Origin of the sequence: Thermococcus sp. 21S7, assembly GCF_012027615.1 — an archaeon.
Taxonomy (GTDB): Archaea; Methanobacteriota_B; Thermococci; order Thermococcales; family Thermococcaceae; genus Thermococcus.
The window spans coordinates 1-20664 of the sequence record NZ_SNUT01000007.1 but is presented as its reverse complement, the minus strand read 5'-3'; the positions used below and the strand labels follow the sequence as shown (position 1 = coordinate 20664).

Sequence of the window (20664 nt, the reverse complement as noted above, 5' to 3'; positions counted from 1 at the left end):
GGGGTTGACATGAGGAGAATTTCGGGAAACCGAGAGTTTTTAGTAAGCGCAGGGATATCACTCTTCACCCTAATTCTGGCAGTTATAGCGCTCCCCTCAAAGACCATAACCTACGACGGAGCACTCTACATCGACATTGCCAGAAACCTCCTCCACGGAATAACAAACTACACGTACCAGGGCGTTTACATGATGTACCGCCCGCCCGTTTACGTCTACACCCTCACCGTACTCTTCAGGTTTTTCTCGCCGGAACATCACGTGACCCTCGCCCGGCTGGTGTCGGCAGTTTTCTACTCGCTTACGGCCGGCCTCACCTACCTCTTCGCCCTCAGGATGTGGAACGATGAAGTGAAGGCCATTCTGGCGGCTGCACTCTACATCTTCAACCCCCTGGCGTTCGCTATGGGAACCAGGGAACTCGTCCACAGCGAGTTCACCTTCTTCTACACCCTGTCCATCTACCTCCTGTACACCGGCAGGAAAAACGGTTCCACCTGGAGGTTATACCTCTCCTTCATCGTGGCGGGAATAGCGATACTCACCAGGTACACCGGTCTGTCAATAATCGGGGTTACGGTGGCGTACCTGTACCTGACCGAGCACTGGGAATGGGTAAAGAAGAGGGAGTACCCCATCGGCTTCGCCCTGCTGGCGATAACGCTCCTTCCCTGGCTGTACATGGGACACATCCACTACGGCGGAGCCTTCAAACCCTTCAGCGTTGCAACCCAGTACGTGACCAACGCACCCCCCGTATCGGCCTTTGACTATATCGGGATGCTCATCAACACCATAGGAGTAATCGCCCTCCTTGCGGCCATAGGCTTCGTCCTGCTCAAGAAAGACGAAGAGGGCTGGCTCCTGATTAGCTGGCTCTTCGTGGGCCTGCTCGGCATAATGACTGTGACCCACAAGGAGGAGAGGTTCATAACATTCCTCTCGCCTGCGCTGGCGCTCCTGGCTGCCCATGGGCTGTGGGGAATCTCAAATGTCCTCTCAGAAGCCACCAGAGCAGGGGAATACAAAAAGCACGTTGCCGTCCTGCTCCTAGTGCTCTTCCTAGTGCCCATCTGGGGGGACGCCTCGGCCCTCAAGGACGATTGGGACAAGCAGGGAGCAATCTACGTGGAGGTTTTTGAGTACGCCTCCAAGAACTATCCCGCGGACTGGCTGCTCGTCTCGCAGAAGATGTACACAATGGCAGGCCTCTACTATCCGGACGCCACCATTCAGGTGATAATGGACGTCCCGCAGGTGCGGGAGCGCATCTCAGAGGGCCGCTATGATGTCATAGTCCGCGTGAAATCTGATCCAGAACTCAACATAGAGAGCAGCGGCAACTATCGGATTGCAAAGGAATTCCAAAACGGGAACTTTATTGTTTATGTCAGAAAGTTTTAGGGTAACCTTATTCTACTAATGGACACATTTGCCTTCTTTTTCATTCATGTACGCCAGAGAACAGCCTTGGATAGTTAATTTTAAATATGAACCCTCGATATATCACCCGCAGTAAAAGATTGTGGAGGGATTCGCATGAGCGAATACAAATTTATAAGATGGTTTGAGGAACTCGGAAAGGGCGACGTCGCTCTTGTTGGCGGAAAGGGTGCCAACCTTGGGGAAATGACCAACGCCGGTATTCCGGTTCCGCCCGGCTTCTGTGTTACCGCCGAGGCATACAAGTACTTCGTTGAGAACGTCAAGCTTGAGGATGGTAAGACCCTCCAGGAGTGGATTATGGGCGTCATCGCCGAGACCAACGTTGATGACTCCAAACAGCTCCAGGAGAACACCGCTAAGATCAGACAGAAGATAATCGAGCTTCCGATGCTCCCGGAGATCGCCGAAGAGATTGAGAAGGCTTACAAGGAGCTTTCCCAGAGGTTCAGCAAGGATGCCGTTTACGTTGCCGTTCGCTCTTCTGCCACCGCTGAGGACCTCCCCGAGGCCAGCTTCGCCGGCCAGCAGGAGACCTACCTCGACGTCTACGGTGTTGACGACGTTATAGACAAGGTCAAGAAGTGCTGGGCCAGCCTCTGGACGGCTAGAGCCACCTTCTACAGGGCCAAGCAGGGCTTCGACCACAGCAAGGTCTACCTCAGCGCCGTCGTCCAGAAGATGGTCAACAGTGAGACCAGCGGTGTCATGTTCACCGCCAACCCGGTCACCAACGACAGGAGCGAGATAATGATCAACGCCGCTTGGGGCCTCGGTGAGGCCGTCGTCAGCGGCAGCGTTTCCCCGGACGAGTACATCGTCGAGAAGGGCACCTGGAAGATAAAGGAGAAGTACATCGCCAAGAAGGAGGTCATGGTCGTCCGCAACCCGGAGACCGGCAAGGGCACCATCTACGTCAAGGTCGCCGACTTCCTCGGCCCGGAGTGGGTTGAGAAGCAGGTTCTCACCGAGGAGCAGATCATCGAGGTTGCCAAGATCGGTGCCAAGATCGAGGAGCACTACGGCTGGCCGCAGGACATCGAGTGGGCCTACGACAAGGACGACGGCAAGCTCTACATCGTTCAGAGCAGGCCGATCACCACCCTTAAGGAGGAGGTCAAGACGGAGGAGGCTGAGATGACCGAGGAGATGAACGTCCTTCTCAAGGGTCTTGGAGCTTCACCCGGCGTTGGTGCCGGTAAGGTTGTCGTCATATTCGAGGCAAGCGAGATCGACAAGGTCAAGGAGGGCGACGTTCTCGTCACCACCATGACCAACCCGGACATGGTTCCGGCCATGAAGAGGGCCAGCGCAATCGTCACCGACGAGGGCGGAAGGACCTGCCACGCCGCCATCGTTAGTAGGGAGCTCGGCATCCCGGCCGTCGTCGGTACCAAGGAGGCCACCAAGCTCCTCAAGGACGGCATGCTCGTCACCGTCGACGGTACCAGGGGTGTCGTCTACGAGGGCATAGTCAAGAGCCTCGTCAAGAAGGAGGAGGAAGAGAAGGCCGGAGGCCAGGTCGTCGTTGCCGGTGCCCCGCTCGTCACCGCCACCGAGGTCAAGGTCAACGTCTCCATGCCGGAGGTCGCTGAGCGCGCTGCAGCCACCGGCGCCGACGGTGTCGGTCTCCTCAGGGCCGAGCACATGATCCTCGGCATCGGTGCCCACCCGATCAAGTTCATCAGGGAGGGCAAGGAGGAGGAGCTCGTCGAGAAGCTCGTCGAGGGCATCAGGACCGTCGTCGAGGCCTTCTACCCGAGGCGCGTCTGGTACAGGACCCTCGACGCCCCAACCAACGAGTTCCGCGAGCTTCCGGGCGGAGAGGAGGAGCCGGACGAGAGGAACCCGATGCTCGGCTGGAGAGGCATCAGGCGCGGTCTCGACCAGCCGGAGCTCCTCAGGGCCGAGTTCAAGGCCATCAAGAGGCTCGTCGACGAGGGCTACGACAACATCGGCGTCATGCTCCCGCTCGTCAGCCACCCGGAGCAGATTAGGAAGGCCAAGGAGATCGCCCTTGAGGTCGGCCTCGTTCCGCACAAGGACGTCGAGTGGGGCGTCATGATCGAGACCCCGGCCAGCGCCCTCATCATCGAGGACCTCATCAAGGAGGGCATCGACTTCATCAGCTTCGGTACCAACGACCTCACCCAGTACACCCTCGCCATCGACAGGGACAACGAGAGAGTGTTTAAGCTCTACGACGAGAAGCACCCGGCAGTGCTCAAGCTCATCGAGAACGTCATCAAGACCTGCAAGAAGTACGGCGTCGAGACCAGCATCTGCGGCCAGGCCGGCAGCGACCCGAGGATGGTCAAGCTCCTCGTCAGGCTCGGCATCGACAGCGTCAGCGCCAACCCGGACGCCGTCGAGCTTGTCAGGAAGACCGTTGCCAGGGAAGAGGCCAGGCTCAGGCTTGAGGCCGCCAGGAAGGCCCTCTTCGAGTGAAGCCTTCTTCCCTTTTCTCTTCATTCGTTTTTGAGGTTGAAGTTTTCCTCCATACCAAAAGCCTTATTTTGTCCCAGTTTGTATAAGCTAATGGTGATTACATGACCACTGTGGAAGTCAAAAAAATTGATCCCCAGGGAAGACTTGTCCTGCCAAAGAGCTGGCGTGAGAGGTGGGGAAATGAGGTCATTCTAATTGAGCTTGATGACAGGATCGAGATAATCCCCCGGAAGAAACCAAGGCTCTCCAAGTTTTTTAACATAATTGATGCCGAGATTAAAGGAACCGACGTTGAAAAAGAGCTCCTGGAAAGCCTCTACTGAGGTGTCAGGATGAGGTTCATAGACGCCAACGTCTTCCTGTACGCCCTGTTGAGGTCAAGGCCGAACCTTCCAGAAGAGGTTCTTGAAAGAAAAACGCGGGCAATGAGGATCCTGAGGAGAATTGAAGACGGGGAGGAGGTAGCTACCACTGTTGTGCATCTAAGTGAGGTTGCCAACATAATAGAAGCCAAAGTAAACCTATCCACAGCACTGGCTTTCATTGAAGAGTTGCTCACGGCGGACAACGTTCATATTCTTTCAGTCACTCCGGAGGACTACTTAAAAGCCACCCTCGTGGCATCCAAGAGGAGAATCAGCGTAAACGACGCCCTGGCTTATTTGAAGATGAAGGAACTGGGCATCAACGAAATCTACACATTTGATAGACATTTCCTGAATCTCGACGTTCACGTTCTTCCCTGAGATGGTTCTTTTATCCACAATAAACTTTTTATACCAACGTTTCGATAGCCGTCTCAATGAAGGGCGAGAAAGTAGATGCCATGCGCGAACAGATACTCAACGGGCCGATAGTTAAAACGCTCATCCTGTTAGCCTATCCTTTAATCATAAATCAGCTCGTGCAGGTTCTATACAACCTCACCGACACGTACTGGCTTGGAAAGCTTGGAAGGGAGGAGCTTGCGGCACCTGGGACGGCGTGGCCCCTCGTCTGGTTCTTCATGGCCATTGGAATGGGGTTCGCCACGGCGGGCTTCGCCTTCGTCAGCCAGTACGTCGGGGCAAGGGAGTACGAAAAGGCAAACCGTGCCGCGGGGGCGCTCTACTCCCTCATGATGTTCTTCGCCATCGGCGTTGGGATATTCGGCGTTATCTCCGCCCCGTACCTCCTCCAGTTCATGAACGTGAGCGAGACCGTTTACCCCTACGCACTCGACTACACCCGCGTCATCTTCGCAGGGATACCCTTCGCCTTCACGCTCTTCGCCTTCAACTTCCTCCTGAGGGCCATAGGAGACACCAAAACGCCCGTTAAGATAAACATAGCCACCGTACTCCTCAACCTAGTCCTGGACCCGTTCTTCATCTTTGGCTGGGCGGGCTTTCCGGAGCTCGGAGTCGTCGGTGCTGCCGTAGCCACGATGCTCTCCAACAGCCTTGGCTCACTCGTTGGCGGATACCTCCTCTTCAAGGGGAAGGTGGGAATACACCTCACGGTTGAGGGCCTGAAGCCGGACTGGCCCTTTTACAAGCGCATCTTCCGCGTTGGCATACCCTCAAGCGTTGGTTCATCGACCACCGCCCTTGGTTTCGTCATACTCGCCAGGATAATCTTCACCCTTGGCGGTCAGTTCGGCGAGGCGGATGTGGCCTTCGCTACGTATTCGATAACCAACAGGCTCACCAACTTCATGTTCGCCTTTTCGGACGGAATAAGCATGGCTATGGGCACGATGGTCGGCCAGACCGTTGGGGCAAGGCTCTACGAGAGGGCCAAAACCATAGCCGAGAAGACGATGGCGATAAACTTCGCCATCCTGAGCGTCGGAACGCTCCTCTTCGCATTCTTCCGTGTGGAAATATTCAGCTTCTTCATCAACGACCCCGCGATAATAGCGGAAAGCGCAAAGGTCGTCAAGTACTTCTCCGCGTCGCTGCCGTTCTTCGGAATATTCTCGGCGGTAAACAACGTCTTTCAGAGCTCCGGCCACACCAAGAAGAGCATGGTGCTGAGCATGCTCCGCCTATGGGTGCTGAGACTTCCCCTCAGCTACGGCCTCGGAATCCTCGTGAAGGACACGGCCGGGATGTGGCTGGGAATGGGTCTGAGCAACGTTCTCGGCGCGGTTGTCGCGCTCGCGTGGTTCCTGACCGGGAGCTGGATGAGCCGCATCATAGAGGAGAAGGGGTAGCTTTATATATCACCGTTTCGATTGCGGTCTGATTGGACATGAGGGACGAGAAAATCCAGAGGATGCGTGAGGAGATACTGAACGGGCCCATAGAAAAGACACTCCTCGTTCTGGCGGGCCCGCTTATCGTCAACAACCTAGTCCAGGTTGTTTATAACATCACGGACACCTTCTGGCTCGGGAAACTCGGGAGGGAAGCGCTCTCAGCCCCGGGCGTCACCTGGCCGATAATAGGAACCCTCATGGCCCTGGGTATGGGCTTCACGACGGCGGGCTTCGCCTTCGTCGGGCAGTACATCGGGGCGGGGGAGTACGGGAAGGCCAACCGCTCTGCCGGAGCCCTCTACTCGCTCATGCTGTTCTTCGCGACGGCGACTGCCGTAATCGGGACGCTCCTCCTGCCGTACGCCCTGCATTTCATGAAGGTCAGCGAGAACGTCTATCCGTACTCGCTCACCTACGCGACGATAATATTCCTCGGCATCCCGTTCTCCTTTACGTTCATGGCCTTCGGAGCCCTCGTAAGGGCGACGGGAGACACGAAAACGCCCGTCAAGATAACCCTCCTCACGGTGGCGGTAAACATAATCCTCGACCCGATACTCATATTCGGATGGCTCGGCTTCCCAGAGCTGGGCGTCGCCGGAGCGGCCATAGCGACGGTTTTTGCCAACTTAGTGGGAGCCCTCATCGGACTCTACCTCCTGTTCACCGATAGGGTTGGACTGAGCTTGAGCCTTGAGAGCCTTAAGCCCGACTTCGAGTTCTACCGGAGGATATTCAAGGTGGGCCTGCCTTCGAGCATTGGCCAGTCGGCGAACAGCTTTGGGTTCGTCATCCTCACGAGGATAATCTTCGGCTTCGGCGATGTCACCTACGCCGCCTACGTTATAACCACCAGACTGGTGAACTTCCTAACGAGCATTTCGCGCGGTATAAGCATGGCCATGGGCACAATGATAGCCCAGAACGTTGGGGCGGAGAACTACGAAAGGGCCAAGAGGATAGCCGAGAGGACGATGGTCATAAACTTCGCCATAGCGAGCCTCGCGATACTGCTGATCGGGGTCTTCCGCGTCGAAATATTCCGCGTGTTCCTCAACGATCCAGCCGTTATTAAGGAGAGCGGAGTCGTTATGAAGTACTTCCTCATATCGGTGCCGTTCTTCAACGGTATCTTCATAGTCGTGAACAGAACCTTCAGCTCCGCCGGCCACACCAAGAAGAGCATGGCCCTCGGCATATTCCGTCTCTGGGGTCTGAGGATTCCGCTCAGCTACGCCTTCGGCTACATTCCAGCCCTGGCTTTCTCCATGATGGTACCTGTTGTCCACAGGGTCATCTCGGTTAGAATTCCCCTCGCGGAACTCTTCGACTTCACGAGCAGGGGAGTGTTCTTTGGCATGGGAATGAGCAACTTTATAGCCGCGATAGTCGCCCTCGCCTGGTTCCTGCGCGGAACGTGGATGAGGCGGATAATCGAAGAGAAGGCAAAAACCGAGCCCGAGAAGGCCACGGCTTGACAGCCGGAAGGCTAATAAACCCTTCCCCAGACCAACCACCGGTGAGAGCGATGATAGAGGACAAGCGGTGGAAAGGTGTCTACTCCTTTGAAGACTCCCCGTTCATCATGGAGATTCTGACGGAGCTGAGGGACGAGAGAACGGGGCCGATAGCCTTCAGAAAGGGTCTCGTCAAGCTCGGCCGCTACATGGCCTACGAGCTGACAAAGACGATGGAGGTCGAGAAGGTTCCGATAAAGACGCCGCTTGAGGAGACCACCGGAACGATAGTCAAGGACAGGCGCAACGTCGTCATAATCACCGTTCTCCGCGCGGCGATACCCCTCATGGAGGGCCTCATCAAGGTTCTCGACCATGCCCGCGTTGGCATCGTTTCGGCCTCCCGCGGAAAGGCACCGAAGTTCGAGATAGAGATGAGGTACGTCAAGGTACCGCAGATAAGGGAGGAGGACACCGTCATCGTAGCTGACCCGATGATAGCAACCGGCTCAACGCTCATCAAGGTTCTCGAAGAGGTCAAGAAGTACGGGAAGGCCAAGCGCTACGTCATAGTTGGCGTTCTCGCGGCTCCGGAGGGAATAAGCAGGATAAAGGAAGCCCACCCGGACGTCGAGATGTTCGTAGCGGCCATAGATAGGGAGCTCAACGACCACGGGTACATCCTTCCCGGCCTTGGAGACGCCGGCGACAGGGCCTTCGGCGCGCCGATTAAGGTTTGATATGGCGGCGATTTTTTATTATTTTTCTCAGCCCTCCAGAAATTCTAAAAAATTCACAAGGACCAATTGACCCGAGTTATAAATACGGGAAAACAGAGTCTCTGGTGCGGGGGAGGGGATTTGAACCCCTGAACCCCTGCGGGAGTGGATCTTGAGTCCACCGCCTTTGACCAGGCTCGGCAACCCCCGCGCCAACAGGCGAATTCACCACCAAAGCGCCACTCCTAAGGAGCGTTACGGCCGTCACGACCTCCTCGACCGTCAAATCCTCTGACAAAGCCACCTCAAGCAGGCTCGCAATGATTCGGCTCACGTTATCCCAGCGCTCCTTGGCCTTCCGATAGATTTCTGGCGGTAGCGTAATGTACAGACGCGGGGAAAGGCGCCTCGGACGCCTCCGCTTCCCTGCTCCGACCTGCTCCTTCTCGATCGCTTGGGAGTGTACGTACACACCACCCGATTTTACCATGACGAAAACACCCAACAGACTTTATAAATTTTTGGCCTAAAAACCCTTCCCCCCGACACCCTGGAGAATCGGCCAGAAACCACCACAAAGTTAATCTATCCCCTCACGAACTATAACCCGGTGAGAGCATGGCGGTAAAAGCCGTTGATAGGCGAGTCTTCGAGTCAGTAATTGACGGCCTCGCCAAGGCCACGAAGGAAAAGCCAGAGGACATCATCTGGTTCTTTCAAGTGAGAGAATTAATGAGTGAAATGGACAAACCCATGAGCGACGAAAAGGCCTGGAAGATAATCCTGAAAGACAAAAGAACCGCAAACTTAAGCACTATGGAACTCCTTGAACTGGCCAGGAGAGAGCTTAAAAAGTTCCACCGCATCGAGCGGAAGCTGAAAAAACTCGGAGTGATTTGAATGGTCCAGCTCAAGGTCGTCCTCGACACCTCAATTCTAATCAGTGCTCTGAAGACCAAGGACCCCTCTCGAAGTCCAGCCATCAGGATTCTTGAGCTTCTTAGGGCCTCAACCCTTCAAAATTACGGTTCAAAGGAGACCCTGAGGGAGATGAAGGAAACCCTTGCAATCATTGGACTCCTTGTTGGGAAACCTGAGAAGGCCAAGGCCATTTACAACCTCGTCCAAAACCACACTAAGAAGGTTTCTCCCCGCGTGAAGTTCGAGGAAGATCCTAAGATAGTCAAGGCCGTCGGCCACTTGGACGACGTCAAGTTCCTCAACGTAGTTTACGCCTCCAAGGCTCGCTATCTAATCAGTATGAACACGGAGCACTTAGTGAGCCTGAGGAATGAAAAGACGCTCAGGTTCAACCTCAAGAGACACTGGTTTTACATTCTCACTGCCGGAGAGTTCCTGAAGCACATCAGGGAGAAATACGGGATAAGCTAAAGCCTCGACGCCTGTCGTAACGCTCTTTTTTGAGCACTAAAAAAGCCTTCTCGTGCCTTCTTTTTGCTCTGGTCCTTTCGAGATCTCGACCAGGACCGTGACGCCTAGAACGACAAGCGACGAAAAAGAGAAGAATCAGGACTTAAAACACCGATATCCGACAAGCATCCCGACAGCATAAACCGCTAAGGACAGCGTTCTCTCGTCCATTGGCTGATACCTCATCAGTAAATACTTCAGCCTCATTAACTCATTGCAGGTCAATGGCCTCACTCTTCCTAATCTTCCCTGTATCCACCAAGAAGTTGATGTAACTCCGTATCGCGAGGTAAGCGTGCCGGTTGGGAAGGCCGTTCCTAGTCGGAGGAATTGACTCAACAATCCGGCGAAGCTCTTCGGGAGTATTGGCCTTCTTCCCCCAGAGGAACTTATCCAGCATGGGAATGTACTTCCTGGCCATGCTCGGCGTGCGCCGCTTCACCCATTCGACGTATTTCTGTCTATCACGACCATAATGGATCTTGGCCGTTGAGTCTATCAAAGCCTTTCCTGTAAAAACGTTATCGGCGCGTGGCTCTTCTTTGTTGTCATTCTGACTGGAGAGGCCTTCATTCGGCGAAAAAAGCCTATCTTGAGTCCACCGCCTTTGACCAGGCTCGGCAACCCCCGCGCTGGATGTTCGAGAATAGTAACCCAGGGCAGGCTTATAAATTTAACTCAGGGAAATCCAAAGGGAAGAAAGGCAAATTCACCGCTCCATCCTCTTAACTCCGTCCTTGGTGCCGACGAGGACTATGTCTGCTATGTCCGCGAAGATGCCGTTCTCAACGACGCCTGGGATGTTGTTGAGCTCTATCTCAAGGTCGAGCGGGTCGTCTATGCGGTGGAACCTGGCGTCGAGGATGAAGTTGCCGTTGTCCGTAACAACCGGCCCGTCCTTCTTGCTCGCCATCCTCAGCTCAGCGGTGGCGTTGAAGACCTCTATCTCCTCGGCTATGGCGCGCCAGGCTGCCGGGATGACCTCGATGGGAACCGGCATCTTCTGGCCGAGCCTCTCGACAAGCTTGCTCTCGTCAACGAGGACGAGGAAAGTTCCTGCTCTGTACTCGATTATCTTCTCCATGGTGAGCGCCGCACCGCGGCCCTTGATGAGGTTGAGGTGCGGGTCAACCTCATCGGCGCCGTCAACGGCGATGTCAATCGCATCGACTTCGTCCAGGCCGACAACGGGCACACCGTTCTCAATGGCCAGGAGTCTGGCCTGGTAGGAGGTGGGAACACCGTAAATCTCAAGCTCCTCCTCCATGATGAGCTTGCCGAGGTACTCGATGAAGTAGGCGGTGGTTGAGCCGGTGCCGAGGCCGACTATCATATCGTCCTCGATGAACTTCAGCGCCTCCCTCGCGACGGCCCTTTTGAACTCCTCCATGGGATCACCCCATCACCGTTCCGTTCTGTGTGAGCTGATACAGCAGGCTCTGGTTTGAATAGAACTGGGGCTGGAAGTTGACCATCAGGGTGTAGCTGAACATCGTGAAGTACAGCCAGAACATGAACCAGCCCCAGAAGGCTTTCCTGAGTATCAGACGCTCTTCCTCAATGTCGGGCGGTAGCTCCTTTATGATGGCCATGACTACCTTATCGGTGACCAAGAACATGGCAATACCTATCATCCAACCGTACTGAAACTTCGCGGCGGCTACGCCACTCGCGAGCCCACAGATGAGTCCCCACAGGTAAACTGAGAGTGAAAACTTATGTTCAATTGCCAGCTCCACGTTCTTCACCTACGCTTAGCTTTAAAAAGACCTTTTAAAACCTTTCCGCTATCCGGACAGTGTCTCCAGGAACCTGCGGCCCTTATCCGTCAGCCGGTAGTAGACGCGTCTGCCCTTTCTGTGGGATTCACCTATCAGACCCAGGCTCTCAAGCTCGCGGAGGTGCTGGTATACGGCCTGATACTTCAGGGGCCTCTCAAGGGCCTCCCATATCTCGTAGCCGTACATCACCTTCCCGCTGAGGAGCCTCAGGATGTCGAGCTTCGTCCCGCCTATGCTGAACTTCTCCCTGGTTTCGGAGTAGTGCCCTTTGAGGCCCGAGCTGGTCACGATGAGCGCTATCCTGTCGTCCCTCTCAAAGTAGTTCTCCTCCGCCAGCTTGAGCAGGGCGGGAACTATTACCGCCGAAGCGTACTCCGCGAAGACCCCCTCGCCGGCGAGCAGTCTCTGCCCGAGGTCGAGTTCATCCTCGCCTACCATCACCGCGGTTCCGCCGGTCTCGTGTATGGCCCGAAGTGCGAGCTCCTTCATCACGGGGTTCTTCACGTAGAGCGCCAGGGCCTTGGTCGGCTCCGCCCTCGGCTCAACGCCCAAGATTTCGCTCGCTATGGGGGAGCACTTTTCGGCCTGCACCGCTATGAGCCTGGGCATCTCCTCAATGGCGCCCACCTCCATGAGCTCAACGAACCCCTTGTAGATGCTGTAGAGGTTGCTTCCGCTGCCGGTTGGGACCACCACGTGGGTTGGATTCAGCTCCTCCCAGAGTTCAAAGGCGAGCGTTTTCTGCCCCTCAAGGCCAATGATGTTGCTCTCGGGCGTTACGTTGTAGAGCCCCTTCCCCTCAGCCAGTCCCTCCGCGTAGCTTATGCCCTCATCAACGCTCTCGCCGTAGCGTATAACCTTGGCACCGAAGGCCACTATCTGGTTGAGCTTTCCGGACTCTATCAGCCTGGGCACGACCGTGTAGGCATCGACCCCTGCCCTCGCGGAGTAAGCGGCAAGGGAAGCTGCCGCGTTCCCGTTGCTCGCAACCACGAAACCGTTCTCGGCATGGGGGAGGCCGTAAGAGAGGGCAACGGTGATGAGCCTGTCGCGGAATGAGCCCGTGGGGTTCCGGGTCTCGTCCTTGATGAACACGTTCAGACCGAGTTCCTCGCCGAGCTTGGCTCTCAGCAGGGGCGTTCCGCCCTCGTTCAGGCTGATGATCTGCTTTACATCGGGAAGAAGCTCCCGATACCTCCAGACACCGGGTTTCCTGTCCCTCCAGGCAGAAACGTTCACACCCTCGTAGTCGTAGGTTATTCCAAGGGGTTCACCGCAGGAGCAGGTCAAGGGAATAAGGGAGGAGTGGAGCCTCCCGCAGCTCGGACAGCGAACCTGCATCGGACATCACTTCAGCCTTATGGCGTCGAGGTTGTTGGGAGCCCTCGTCGACAGGCCGAACTTCTTGTGGATGCTGGTGCTCAGGTCAAGGCACTTGTGGGGCTCGCCGTGAACCGTTATGACGCGCTCCGGCCTCGGTCTCAGCCTCGCTATGTAGCTTATCAGCTCCCGCCTGTCGGCGTGACCGGAGAAGCCGTCTATGGTGTGTACCTCCATGTTGACCTTGACTACCTCCGTCTTTCCGCCCTCTCCGACCAGCGGTATCTCGCGGAGTCCCCTCTGAACCTGCCTTCCGAGGGTTCCTTCGGCCTGGTAGCTGACGAACACCATGCTGTTCTTCGGATCCGGGGCGAGCTGTTTGAAGTACTCCACGCTCGGACCGCCGACGAGCATGCCCGAGGTCGCTATGATTATGGCCGGCTCGCCGGAGTCTATAATGTCCTGCCTCTCCCTGCTGTTGGCGACGCTCTTGAATATCGGGTTGAGGAACGGGTTGTAGCCCTCGTGGAATATCTGCTCGCGCAGGTGCTTGCTGAGGTACTCAGGGTAGGCCGTGTGGATTGCAGTAGCTTCCCATATCATTCCATCGAGGTATATGGGCACTTCTATGCCGCCAACGCGGGCGTACTCCTCCAAGACCATCATTATCTCCTGTGCCCTACCGACCGCCATCGCCGGAATCAGGACTTTGCCCTTTCTCCTTATCGTCTGGTGGATGACTTCTATCAGGCGCTTCTCGGCTTCTTCGCGAGGCATCTGGTAGTCGTTGCTTCCACCGTATGTGGACTCCATGACGAGCGTCTCAAGCCTCGGGAATCTGCTCACAGCGGGCTCGAAGAGCCTCGTTGGGATGAACTTGAAGTCGCCGGTTATGGCTATGTTGTGGAGACCGTTGCCTATGTGGAGGTGGACGATGGACGAGCCGAGGATGTGGCCGGCGTTGTGGAGGGTAAGCCTCATGTCCGGGGCTATGTCCCTGACCTCACCGTAGTCTAGGGTTATGGTGTGCTTGATGACCTCCTTGATGTCCCTCGGGCGGTACAACGGCTCAACACCGTTCATCTGCTGTATCTCGATGAAGTCCTGCTGGAGGAGTACCATCAGGTCCCTGGTCGGGGGGGTGGTGTATATCGGCCCGTCGAAGAGCTTGTAGCGGAAGAGGTACGGCAGCATTCCGCTGTGGTCGAGGTGAGCGTGGGTTATGATGATGGCGTCGAGCAGGCCGGCATCGAGGACGTACCTGAACTCCGGCGCCTCAAAGTGTGGAAAAGCCTTCTTGGGGTCCCTCAGCGCGGCTATGTTAACGCCGAAGTCAACCAGAACATAGCTCTCGTTGGTTTGGACAAGGAGCGCGCTCCTTCCAACCTCGCGGAAGCCCCCAAGGCCGGTAATTCTAATCCACTCGCTCTTCAGCTCGGGCTTGCGGTAGATGTTCCTCCCAACCTGTCTGAGGAACTTCCTCCTGTCCTTCGCCTCGGCCTGGAGTATCTGCCTTATGGAGTAGATGGTCTGGCTCTGGAGCGGGGGAGTCCTTATGACGCGCGGCGCCCAGTGAACCCTCTGGGTTATGAGTCTCAGGGTTTCGCCGTTCTTTCCTATGACGAGGCCGGGCTTCTTGGCCTCTATGAGAACCTCCCCAACGGATGGGTCAAAGCTAACGTTGGTTATCTCTGCCTCAGGCGGAACGAGCTGCTTTATCATCTCCTCGGCCCTCTCCGGAGGGAGAAGAACCTCCGGGTCAGGGCGAACGCTGATGCGCTTCTTGAGCACCTTGGCAAGGTTCTTGATGAGCTCTCCGTCCTGCATTATGGCCTCAGGGTTCTTGACGTATATGACCAGCTCCGGCCCTTCGAACTCGACGTCGGTTATCCTAGCCTCCCTGGGAACCATCTGGCTTATCACAGCCTTTATGTCCCGTAAGATGTCATCAACGAAAGTTTCTCTCCTTATCAAAGTCACCACCTCACTTTAGAAGAGCCTTCATCTCCTCCTTGCTCAGCTCCCGGTAGCCATCTTTTGTCACAGTAACAAGGGTTATTCCATCCCCCGTGAAAACATCGCGCCTTGTGGCGGCTTTTATCGCCCGGAGGGCAAGTTTTACGCCCTCTTCCAGCTTAATGTCCTCGGTGTAGCTATCCTCCAGTACCGCGAAGGCAAACTCCATCCCAGAGCCCGCGGCGGTGAACTTATCCTCGGTAATACCCCCGGCCATGTCTATCGAGTACAGTCCGGGCTTCTCGTCGTGGCCGGCTATGAGAAACCACCCGAAGTACGGCATGAACCTGTTGCCGTGAAGGATGTTAGAAGTCAGCGTAGCAAGGGCTTTCACGCTCATTTCATACCCAACCTTCGCCCTGTACAGCTTGGCCTCAGCCCTCAGAAGCCTAACGAGCGAGAGTATGTCTCCAACGCTCCCAGCACCGGCCAAGGCCAGATGGTCGTCTATCTGGAAGACCTTGGTAACGCTCTCTGAAAGCACCATGTTGCCGAGCGATGCCCTCCTGTCCGCCGCTAGGACGACGCCGTCCTTACATACAATGCCGACCGTAGTCGTTCCCTTTAGCTTTTCAGCCAATTACAACACCCCTGCTGGTATGTTTTTAGAATAGAAGAACTTCTACAACGCCAGTTTAGGGGAATAGTATTTAAAGGTTTCGTCCGAAGCCTACGTTTAGACGCAGTGGGGTGGTACGATGAAGGAAGTTATCCTGCTCACAGGGCCGCCGCTCAACGGGCGCGATGAGTACATAACCGAGGCGCTGAAACTCGCCGACGGAGAGAGCCACGCCTACTACCACGTCTTCGACTACATCCGGGAGGTCGGAAAGGAGCTGGGCGTCAAGATAACGAGGAAGAACGTTCTCGACTTCGCCATAAACCACCAGGATTTGATGAACGAGATACGGGACGAGGCTTTCAATAGAATAAGAAATGAGATAGATGAAAGCGAGGAAAAGTTCCATCTCGTTTCAACGCCGAGCCTCTTCCGCTGGGGAAGCGGAAGCGTTATAGGCTTCACGACCAGCAATCTGAAGCTTCTGAGGCCGAACCGCGTGATAATAGTCCTCGATGACGTCCTCTCGGTCAGGAGGCGCATCATCAACGACCCGGAATGGTTCGAGCGCTTCGGCGAGAACCAGGAGAACATAAAGCTCACCACCCTCGTCATGTGGCGCGAGGACGCCATAAACCACGTCAAGACCCTGATACACGAGCTGAAGAAAGAAGGCATCGAGGTTCGCTACATCCTCCAGTTCGGCATAAGGCACCCCTACGAGGTCTTCCTCGACCTGATATTCCACGAGGCCGAGAAGCCGCTGGTTTATCTCAGCTACCCGATGACCGGCCACGAGGAGGAGTACTACCACAGGGTGAGGGACTTCTACAACAAGCTGAGCGGGCACTTCACGGTTCTCGATCCCGGGGCACTGGACGACTGGTGGGTGGTTGCAGAGTACGACGCGCAGGTCAACAGAGACCCCTCGATAACGCGCATCAAAATCAAACACCTCCTGGATGGGGAACAGGTGGAGGAGCTCGACAGGGGGGACATAGAGCAGGCCACGGACATACTGAGGCGCCAGCTCGTAGAGAGGGACTTCAACCTCGTCGACGTCAGCAAGGCCATAGCGGTTTACCACTACGCGGAAGGCGTTTCCGCCGGCGTTATCAGCGAGATGGCCGAGGCGTACAGGACGCTGGCGGCAATATATCTCTACTACCCGTTCAAGCGCCGCCCGAGCCCGTTCATGGAGTTCTACGGCATGCAGAACCCATCGCGGAGGACGATGTTCAAGGACGAGGACGAGATGATAAGGGCGATGGTCGAGGAGAAGGAGTACTGGGCGAAGGTGTGACGGAATGGAGAAGGAGACGGAGGAAGGACTCGAAATCGAGCTCATAGGCTTTCGCACCTTCCTTCACGAATTTTTGAAGGTTCTTTACTACGTCAAAAGCATTCTCCTCGGCCTCTTTACCCTGATAGTCACTTTTGGCGTGGTGCTCGCATTTCAGGAGTCCCTAAAAATTGGCAACGGAATCTACTTCGCCTTCATCTCCGCCTTCACCGTCGGCTACGGGGACATAACCCCCACAACACCGATATCAAAGCTCCTCTGCGCCTTCGTACTGCCGATACTGGGAATGATAATGACGGGAATAATGGTCGCGGCCGCGATGCAGGCGATATCGAGGCTCTACCAGGAACGGGGCAAAAAGCTCTAGAACGTTCTCCAGCATTTCATTAGAAGAGCAGGAACGAATAGAAAAGGGGGAGAAGAAATCACTTCTTCACCCATCCGCGGTGCTTCATGGCGTCGTAGACCCTCTGGACGGAGACAACGTAGGCGGCATCCCTCATCGGGATGTTCTTCTCCTTGTGGGTGTTGTAGACGTCCCAGAAGGCCTTGGTCATCTTGTCGTCGAGCCTCTTCCTGGTCTCCTCGACGGTCCAGTAGAAGCCGTTGATGTTCTGGACCCACTCAAAGTAGCTGACGGTAACACCGCCGGCGTTACAGAGGAAGTCCGGTATGATGAGGACGCCCTTCTCGTGGAGGATCTCGTCGGCCTCCGGGGTGGTCGGGCCGTTGGCGAGCTCGGCGACGATCTTGGCCTTGATCTTGTCGGCGTTGTCCTTGGTGATGACACCCTCGATGGCGCTCGGGGCGAGGACGTCGACCTCAAGCTCAAGGAGCTCCTCGTTGGTGATGTTCTGGGCGCCTGGGAAGTCCTTAACGCTGCCGTGCTCCTGCTTCCACTTGAGAACCTCGTCGGCGTTGAGGCCGTCCGGGTTGTAGATGCCGCCCTTGCTGTCGCTGACGGCGACGACCTTCATGCCGTACTCCTCGCTCATGATCTTGGCCATGTAGTAGCCGGCGTTACCGTAACCCTGGATGGCGATGGTCTTGCCCTTGAGGTCCATGCCGAGGGCCTTGGCGGCTTCCCTGACGGTGAAGCTGGCACCCCTGGCGGTGGCGTCCATCCTGGCGACGATACCGCCAACTCCGGGCGGCTTGCCGGTGATGATACCGAAGCTCGGGCCCTTCCTCCTGCTGATGACCTCGTACTCATCCATCATCCAGGCCATGATCTGCGGGTTGGTGTAAACGTCCGGGGCCGGAATGTCGGTCCACGGGCTGATGACGTCGTAGATGGCCCTTATGTAGTTCCTGGCGAGCCTCTCCTTCTCTCTCTCGCTGAGCTCCTTCGGGTTGACGATGATACCGCCCTTACCTCCACCGTAGGGGAGGTCAACAACGGCGACCTTCCAGGTCATCCAGGTGGCGAGGGCCTTAACGGTGCTGAGGGTCTCGGCCGGGTGCCACCTGATACCACCCTTGGTCGGACCGCGGGCCCAGTTGTGCTGAACGCGGAAACCGGTGAAAACCTTAACAGAACCATCGTCCATTTCAAGCGGAACGCTGACCTCAACAATCCTCATGGGCTTCTTGAGCCACTCAAGGGCCTCTTCACTTATGTCCATGAACTGGGCAGCCCTCTCGAGCTGCTGAACGGCCATCTCAAACGGGTCAATCTCGACCATCTTTACCACCTCGGGTTTCGGTAATTTGCGATAGGCTCTTAGGCATTTGCATATATAAACCTTTCGATAAAGGAGGCAGGAGAACGGTTGATTTCAAACAAAAAGTTATGTACGGAAATTTTCGACGAAAAGAAAAATCCTCCCGAAATTTCGGGACAAAAACAGGGCTGTACATCCAAGATTTTTTATACATTGACGCACATAAAAAAACACCATTGAATATAAATGCATGAAAGGATGTTGAAACGAGCGCCCTCAGCGAGAAGTCGGTCATCATCCCCTCAGATCACTCTCGTTCCAATCATCGGGCACCGTTACAACTGTAACCGCCTTTGGTTAAATACTTTGATGATTATGAACGGGCGAAGATTCGTCATTTTGCATCATTTTAGGCGTTAAATTGTCACAATGCCAAGAAGGGGCTTACGCTTTTTTAACGTATTAAAAAAATGACGAGAGAGTGACTACCAGGGTTTAACGCTTGAGTAAATCGTCTTTTGTCGAAAAAAGCTATTAGAAAGCTTTTTATAGAATGCCTTGTCTTATACATAATGCCCCGCCGCAGTACACGGGGTGCTAAAGCCCATACATTTAAGAACGGGGGTGAATTGTGTGGAACAAAGAGATCAATGGGCTACAAAGATTGGTTTGATTTTAGCGATGGCAGGTAACGCCATCGGTCTTGGTAACTTCTGGAGGTTCCCGTACCAGCTCGCCAGCAACGGTGGCGGAGCGTTCATGATACCATATTTCCTGGCGCTCGTACTGCTGGGAATCCCTGTGATGTGGGTTGAGTGGACCACCGGTCGCTACGGTGGTAAGTACGGTCACGGTACAATTGGCCCAATGTTCTACCTCATGGCAAGGGAGAGCGTCAAGCCCAAGACCGCATTGATATTCGGCGTTATCGGCGGAATGCTGGCGTTCTCGGTCGCTTCGCTGCTGAGCTCATACTACTACCAGATCATCGGTTGGTCGGCAGCGTACACCTACTACAGCCTTACGGGGGCCTACTTCGGCAAGGACACGGTGCAGTTCTTCCTCAACTACGTCGCTGACACCAAGTCAGTGCTGTTCTTCTGGGGATTGACGATGCTCTTCCTCGGAATAGCGGTCGGACAGGGCGTCAGCAAGGGTATCGAGCGCTGGGTCAAGGTCATGATGCCGCTCCTCTACGTGTTTGCTATACTCCTCGTGATCAGGGCCCTGACCCTTGGTTCACCGGTCAAGCCCGAGTGGAGCGCCCTCAAAGGTCTGGAGTACATCTGGAAGCCAAACTTCCAAGCCCTAAGCCAGAACTTCTTCAAGATCAGCCTGGCGGCGGCAGGACAGATATTCTTCACGCTGTCCCTCGGTATGGGTATCATCCACAACTACGCCAGCTACCTCGGTCCCGAGGATGACGTCGCCCTCAGCGGTCTCGCAACGGTCTCACTCAACGAGTTTGCTGAGGTCATTCTCGGTGGCTCGCTCGCCATCCCGATAGCCTTTGCCTACATGGGTCCGGACGCCGCCACCAAGGCCGGTGTCGGTCTGGCCTACATGGCCCTGCCGAACGTCTTCATGAACATGGCTGGTGGAAGGATATTCGGCGCAATGTGGTTCCTGCTCCTCTGGTTCGCGGGCTTCACTTCGGCCATCGCAACCTACAACTACCTCGTGGCAATGCTGGAGGAGGACATCCACCTCGACAGGAAGATAGGCACCTGGGCGGTCTTTGGATTCCTGTTCCTGCTCGGACTGCCGGTTGCCCTTGACAGCACCCTCGCATACCTCAGCGAGCTTGACATGTGGGTCGGCAGCTACTTCCTCGTCATCCTCGGTCTCTTCGACGTCATCGTTGCAGTCTGGCTCTTCAAGCCCGACAACTTCTGGGAGGAGCTCCACAAGGGTGCCTTCATGAAAGTGCCGGAATGGTACAAGCCAATCATGGTCTACATAGCGCCGCTCTTCATGCTGTTCCTCCTTGGAGGAAACACCTGGAACTACGCCAAGATGGGTGCATTCAGCGTCTCAGAGGCCTACGTTACGCAGGTTCTCGGCTACGACTACACACCTGAGGTCGTCAGCCTCATCACCAGGGCGAGGATAGTGATCCTCATAATCCTCATCATCGGTGCCATCGAGGCATACATGGCCATCAAGAAGAAGTACGGCGAGGAGCTTGCAAAGAACGAGGTGCTCATAAAGGTCTGAGGTGATGAAGATGGACGCAGGCGCTCTGGCTTTCCTAGTCTTTGCTTGGGGCTCCATATTCATA

The 20664-nt window shown here is 55.6% G+C and carries 19 protein-coding genes and 1 tRNA gene; 12 read left to right on the top strand and 8 right to left on the bottom strand.

All coding sequences use genetic code 11. The features are described from left to right. Positions 1-9 precede the first annotated feature (9 nt). The 7 genes from E3E51_RS10920 to upp all read left to right on the top strand — a co-directional run bounded on the left by E3E51_RS10920 (position 10) and on the right by upp (position 8330). Positions 10-1404, top strand: a complete 1395-nt coding sequence (locus E3E51_RS10920; protein WP_167913154.1) for a glycosyltransferase family 39 protein — start codon at positions 10-12, stop codon at positions 1402-1404. A 135-nt stretch (positions 1405-1539) separates the two neighbouring features. Next, the gene (gene ppsA, locus E3E51_RS10915; protein WP_167913153.1) at positions 1540-3891 is read left to right on the top strand and encodes a phosphoenolpyruvate synthase; all 2352 of its coding nucleotides are present in this window, start codon (positions 1540-1542) and stop codon (positions 3889-3891) included. A 101-nt stretch (positions 3892-3992) separates the two neighbouring features. After that, a complete protein-coding gene (locus E3E51_RS10910) occupies positions 3993-4214 on the top strand; it encodes an AbrB/MazE/SpoVT family DNA-binding domain-containing protein (RefSeq protein WP_167913152.1) in 222 nt (73 codons plus the stop codon). A gap of 9 nt (positions 4215-4223) precedes the next feature. Then, a complete protein-coding gene (locus E3E51_RS10905) occupies positions 4224-4637 on the top strand; it encodes a type II toxin-antitoxin system VapC family toxin (RefSeq protein WP_167913151.1) in 414 nt (137 codons plus the stop codon). 56 nt (positions 4638-4693) lie between these two features. Then, positions 4694-6088 carry an MATE family efflux transporter gene (locus E3E51_RS10900; RefSeq protein ID WP_167913150.1) on the top strand — a complete coding sequence of 465 codons (1395 nt, stop codon included), beginning with the start codon at positions 4694-4696 and terminating at the stop codon, positions 6086-6088. A 38-nt stretch (positions 6089-6126) separates the two neighbouring features. Next, positions 6127-7611 carry an MATE family efflux transporter gene (locus E3E51_RS10895; RefSeq protein ID WP_167913261.1) on the top strand — a complete coding sequence of 495 codons (1485 nt, stop codon included), beginning with the start codon at positions 6127-6129 and terminating at the stop codon, positions 7609-7611. A gap of 50 nt (positions 7612-7661) precedes the next feature. Beyond that, positions 7662-8330 (top strand): uracil phosphoribosyltransferase, encoded by a 669-nt coding sequence (gene upp, locus E3E51_RS10890; RefSeq protein ID WP_167913260.1) that lies wholly within the window; start codon positions 7662-7664, stop codon positions 8328-8330. A gap of 102 nt (positions 8331-8432) precedes the next feature. Here the strand turns inward: upp and E3E51_RS10885 are convergent. Then, positions 8433-8520 (bottom strand) — tRNA-Leu (locus tag E3E51_RS10885). Positions 8521-8927: 407 nt separating this feature from the next. Between E3E51_RS10885 and E3E51_RS10880 the strand changes: the two genes are divergently transcribed. Further along, the gene (locus E3E51_RS10880; protein ID WP_167913149.1) at positions 8928-9209 is read left to right on the top strand and encodes a hypothetical protein; all 282 of its coding nucleotides are present in this window, start codon (positions 8928-8930) and stop codon (positions 9207-9209) included. Next, complete coding sequence (locus E3E51_RS10875; RefSeq protein WP_167913148.1) at positions 9210-9701, top strand: putative toxin-antitoxin system toxin component, PIN family; 492 nt, start codon at positions 9210-9212, stop codon at positions 9699-9701. Positions 9702-9951: 250 nt separating this feature from the next. On the opposite strand, the gene E3E51_RS10870 is transcribed toward E3E51_RS10875, so the two are convergent. The 6 genes from E3E51_RS10870 to psmB all read right to left on the bottom strand — a co-directional run bounded on the left by E3E51_RS10870 (position 9952) and on the right by psmB (position 15437). Further along, positions 9952-10182 (bottom strand): hypothetical protein, encoded by a 231-nt coding sequence (locus tag E3E51_RS10870; protein WP_167913147.1) that lies wholly within the window; start codon positions 10180-10182, stop codon positions 9952-9954. Between the two features lie 267 nt (positions 10183-10449). Beyond that, complete coding sequence (gene rpiA, locus E3E51_RS10865) at positions 10450-11130, bottom strand: ribose-5-phosphate isomerase RpiA (RefSeq protein ID WP_167913146.1); 681 nt, start codon at positions 11128-11130, stop codon at positions 10450-10452. Between the two features lie 4 nt (positions 11131-11134). After that, a complete protein-coding gene (locus tag E3E51_RS10860; RefSeq protein ID WP_346765967.1) occupies positions 11135-11488 on the bottom strand; it encodes a hypothetical protein in 354 nt (117 codons plus the stop codon). Positions 11489-11527: 39 nt separating this feature from the next. After that, positions 11528-12862 (bottom strand): pyridoxal-phosphate dependent enzyme, encoded by a 1335-nt coding sequence (locus E3E51_RS10855; protein WP_167913145.1) that lies wholly within the window; start codon positions 12860-12862, stop codon positions 11528-11530. A 6-nt stretch (positions 12863-12868) separates the two neighbouring features. Continuing rightward, the gene (locus E3E51_RS10850; protein ID WP_167913144.1) at positions 12869-14815 is read right to left on the bottom strand and encodes a beta-CASP ribonuclease aCPSF1; all 1947 of its coding nucleotides are present in this window, start codon (positions 14813-14815) and stop codon (positions 12869-12871) included. A gap of 10 nt (positions 14816-14825) precedes the next feature. Further along, positions 14826-15437 (bottom strand): archaeal proteasome endopeptidase complex subunit beta, encoded by a 612-nt coding sequence (gene psmB, locus E3E51_RS10845; RefSeq protein WP_167913143.1) that lies wholly within the window; start codon positions 15435-15437, stop codon positions 14826-14828. A 118-nt stretch (positions 15438-15555) separates the two neighbouring features. On the opposite strand from psmB, the gene E3E51_RS10840 reads away from it, so the two are divergent. Both E3E51_RS10840 and E3E51_RS10835 read left to right on the top strand, forming a co-directional pair. Continuing rightward, positions 15556-16719 carry a hypothetical protein gene (locus E3E51_RS10840; RefSeq protein WP_167913142.1) on the top strand — a complete coding sequence of 388 codons (1164 nt, stop codon included), beginning with the start codon at positions 15556-15558 and terminating at the stop codon, positions 16717-16719. A 4-nt stretch (positions 16720-16723) separates the two neighbouring features. Then, positions 16724-17086 carry a potassium channel family protein gene (locus E3E51_RS10835; RefSeq protein WP_167913141.1) on the top strand — a complete coding sequence of 121 codons (363 nt, stop codon included), beginning with the start codon at positions 16724-16726 and terminating at the stop codon, positions 17084-17086. A 58-nt stretch (positions 17087-17144) separates the two neighbouring features. On the opposite strand, the gene gdhA is transcribed toward E3E51_RS10835, so the two are convergent. Next, positions 17145-18404: a glutamate dehydrogenase gene (gene gdhA, locus E3E51_RS10830; protein ID WP_167913140.1), complete on the bottom strand. Its 1260-nt coding sequence runs from the start codon at positions 18402-18404 to the stop codon at positions 17145-17147. A gap of 612 nt (positions 18405-19016) precedes the next feature. Between gdhA and E3E51_RS10825 the strand changes: the two genes are divergently transcribed. After that, complete coding sequence (locus E3E51_RS10825) at positions 19017-20600, top strand: sodium-dependent transporter (protein ID WP_167913139.1); 1584 nt, start codon at positions 19017-19019, stop codon at positions 20598-20600. Positions 20601-20664 lie beyond the last annotated feature (64 nt).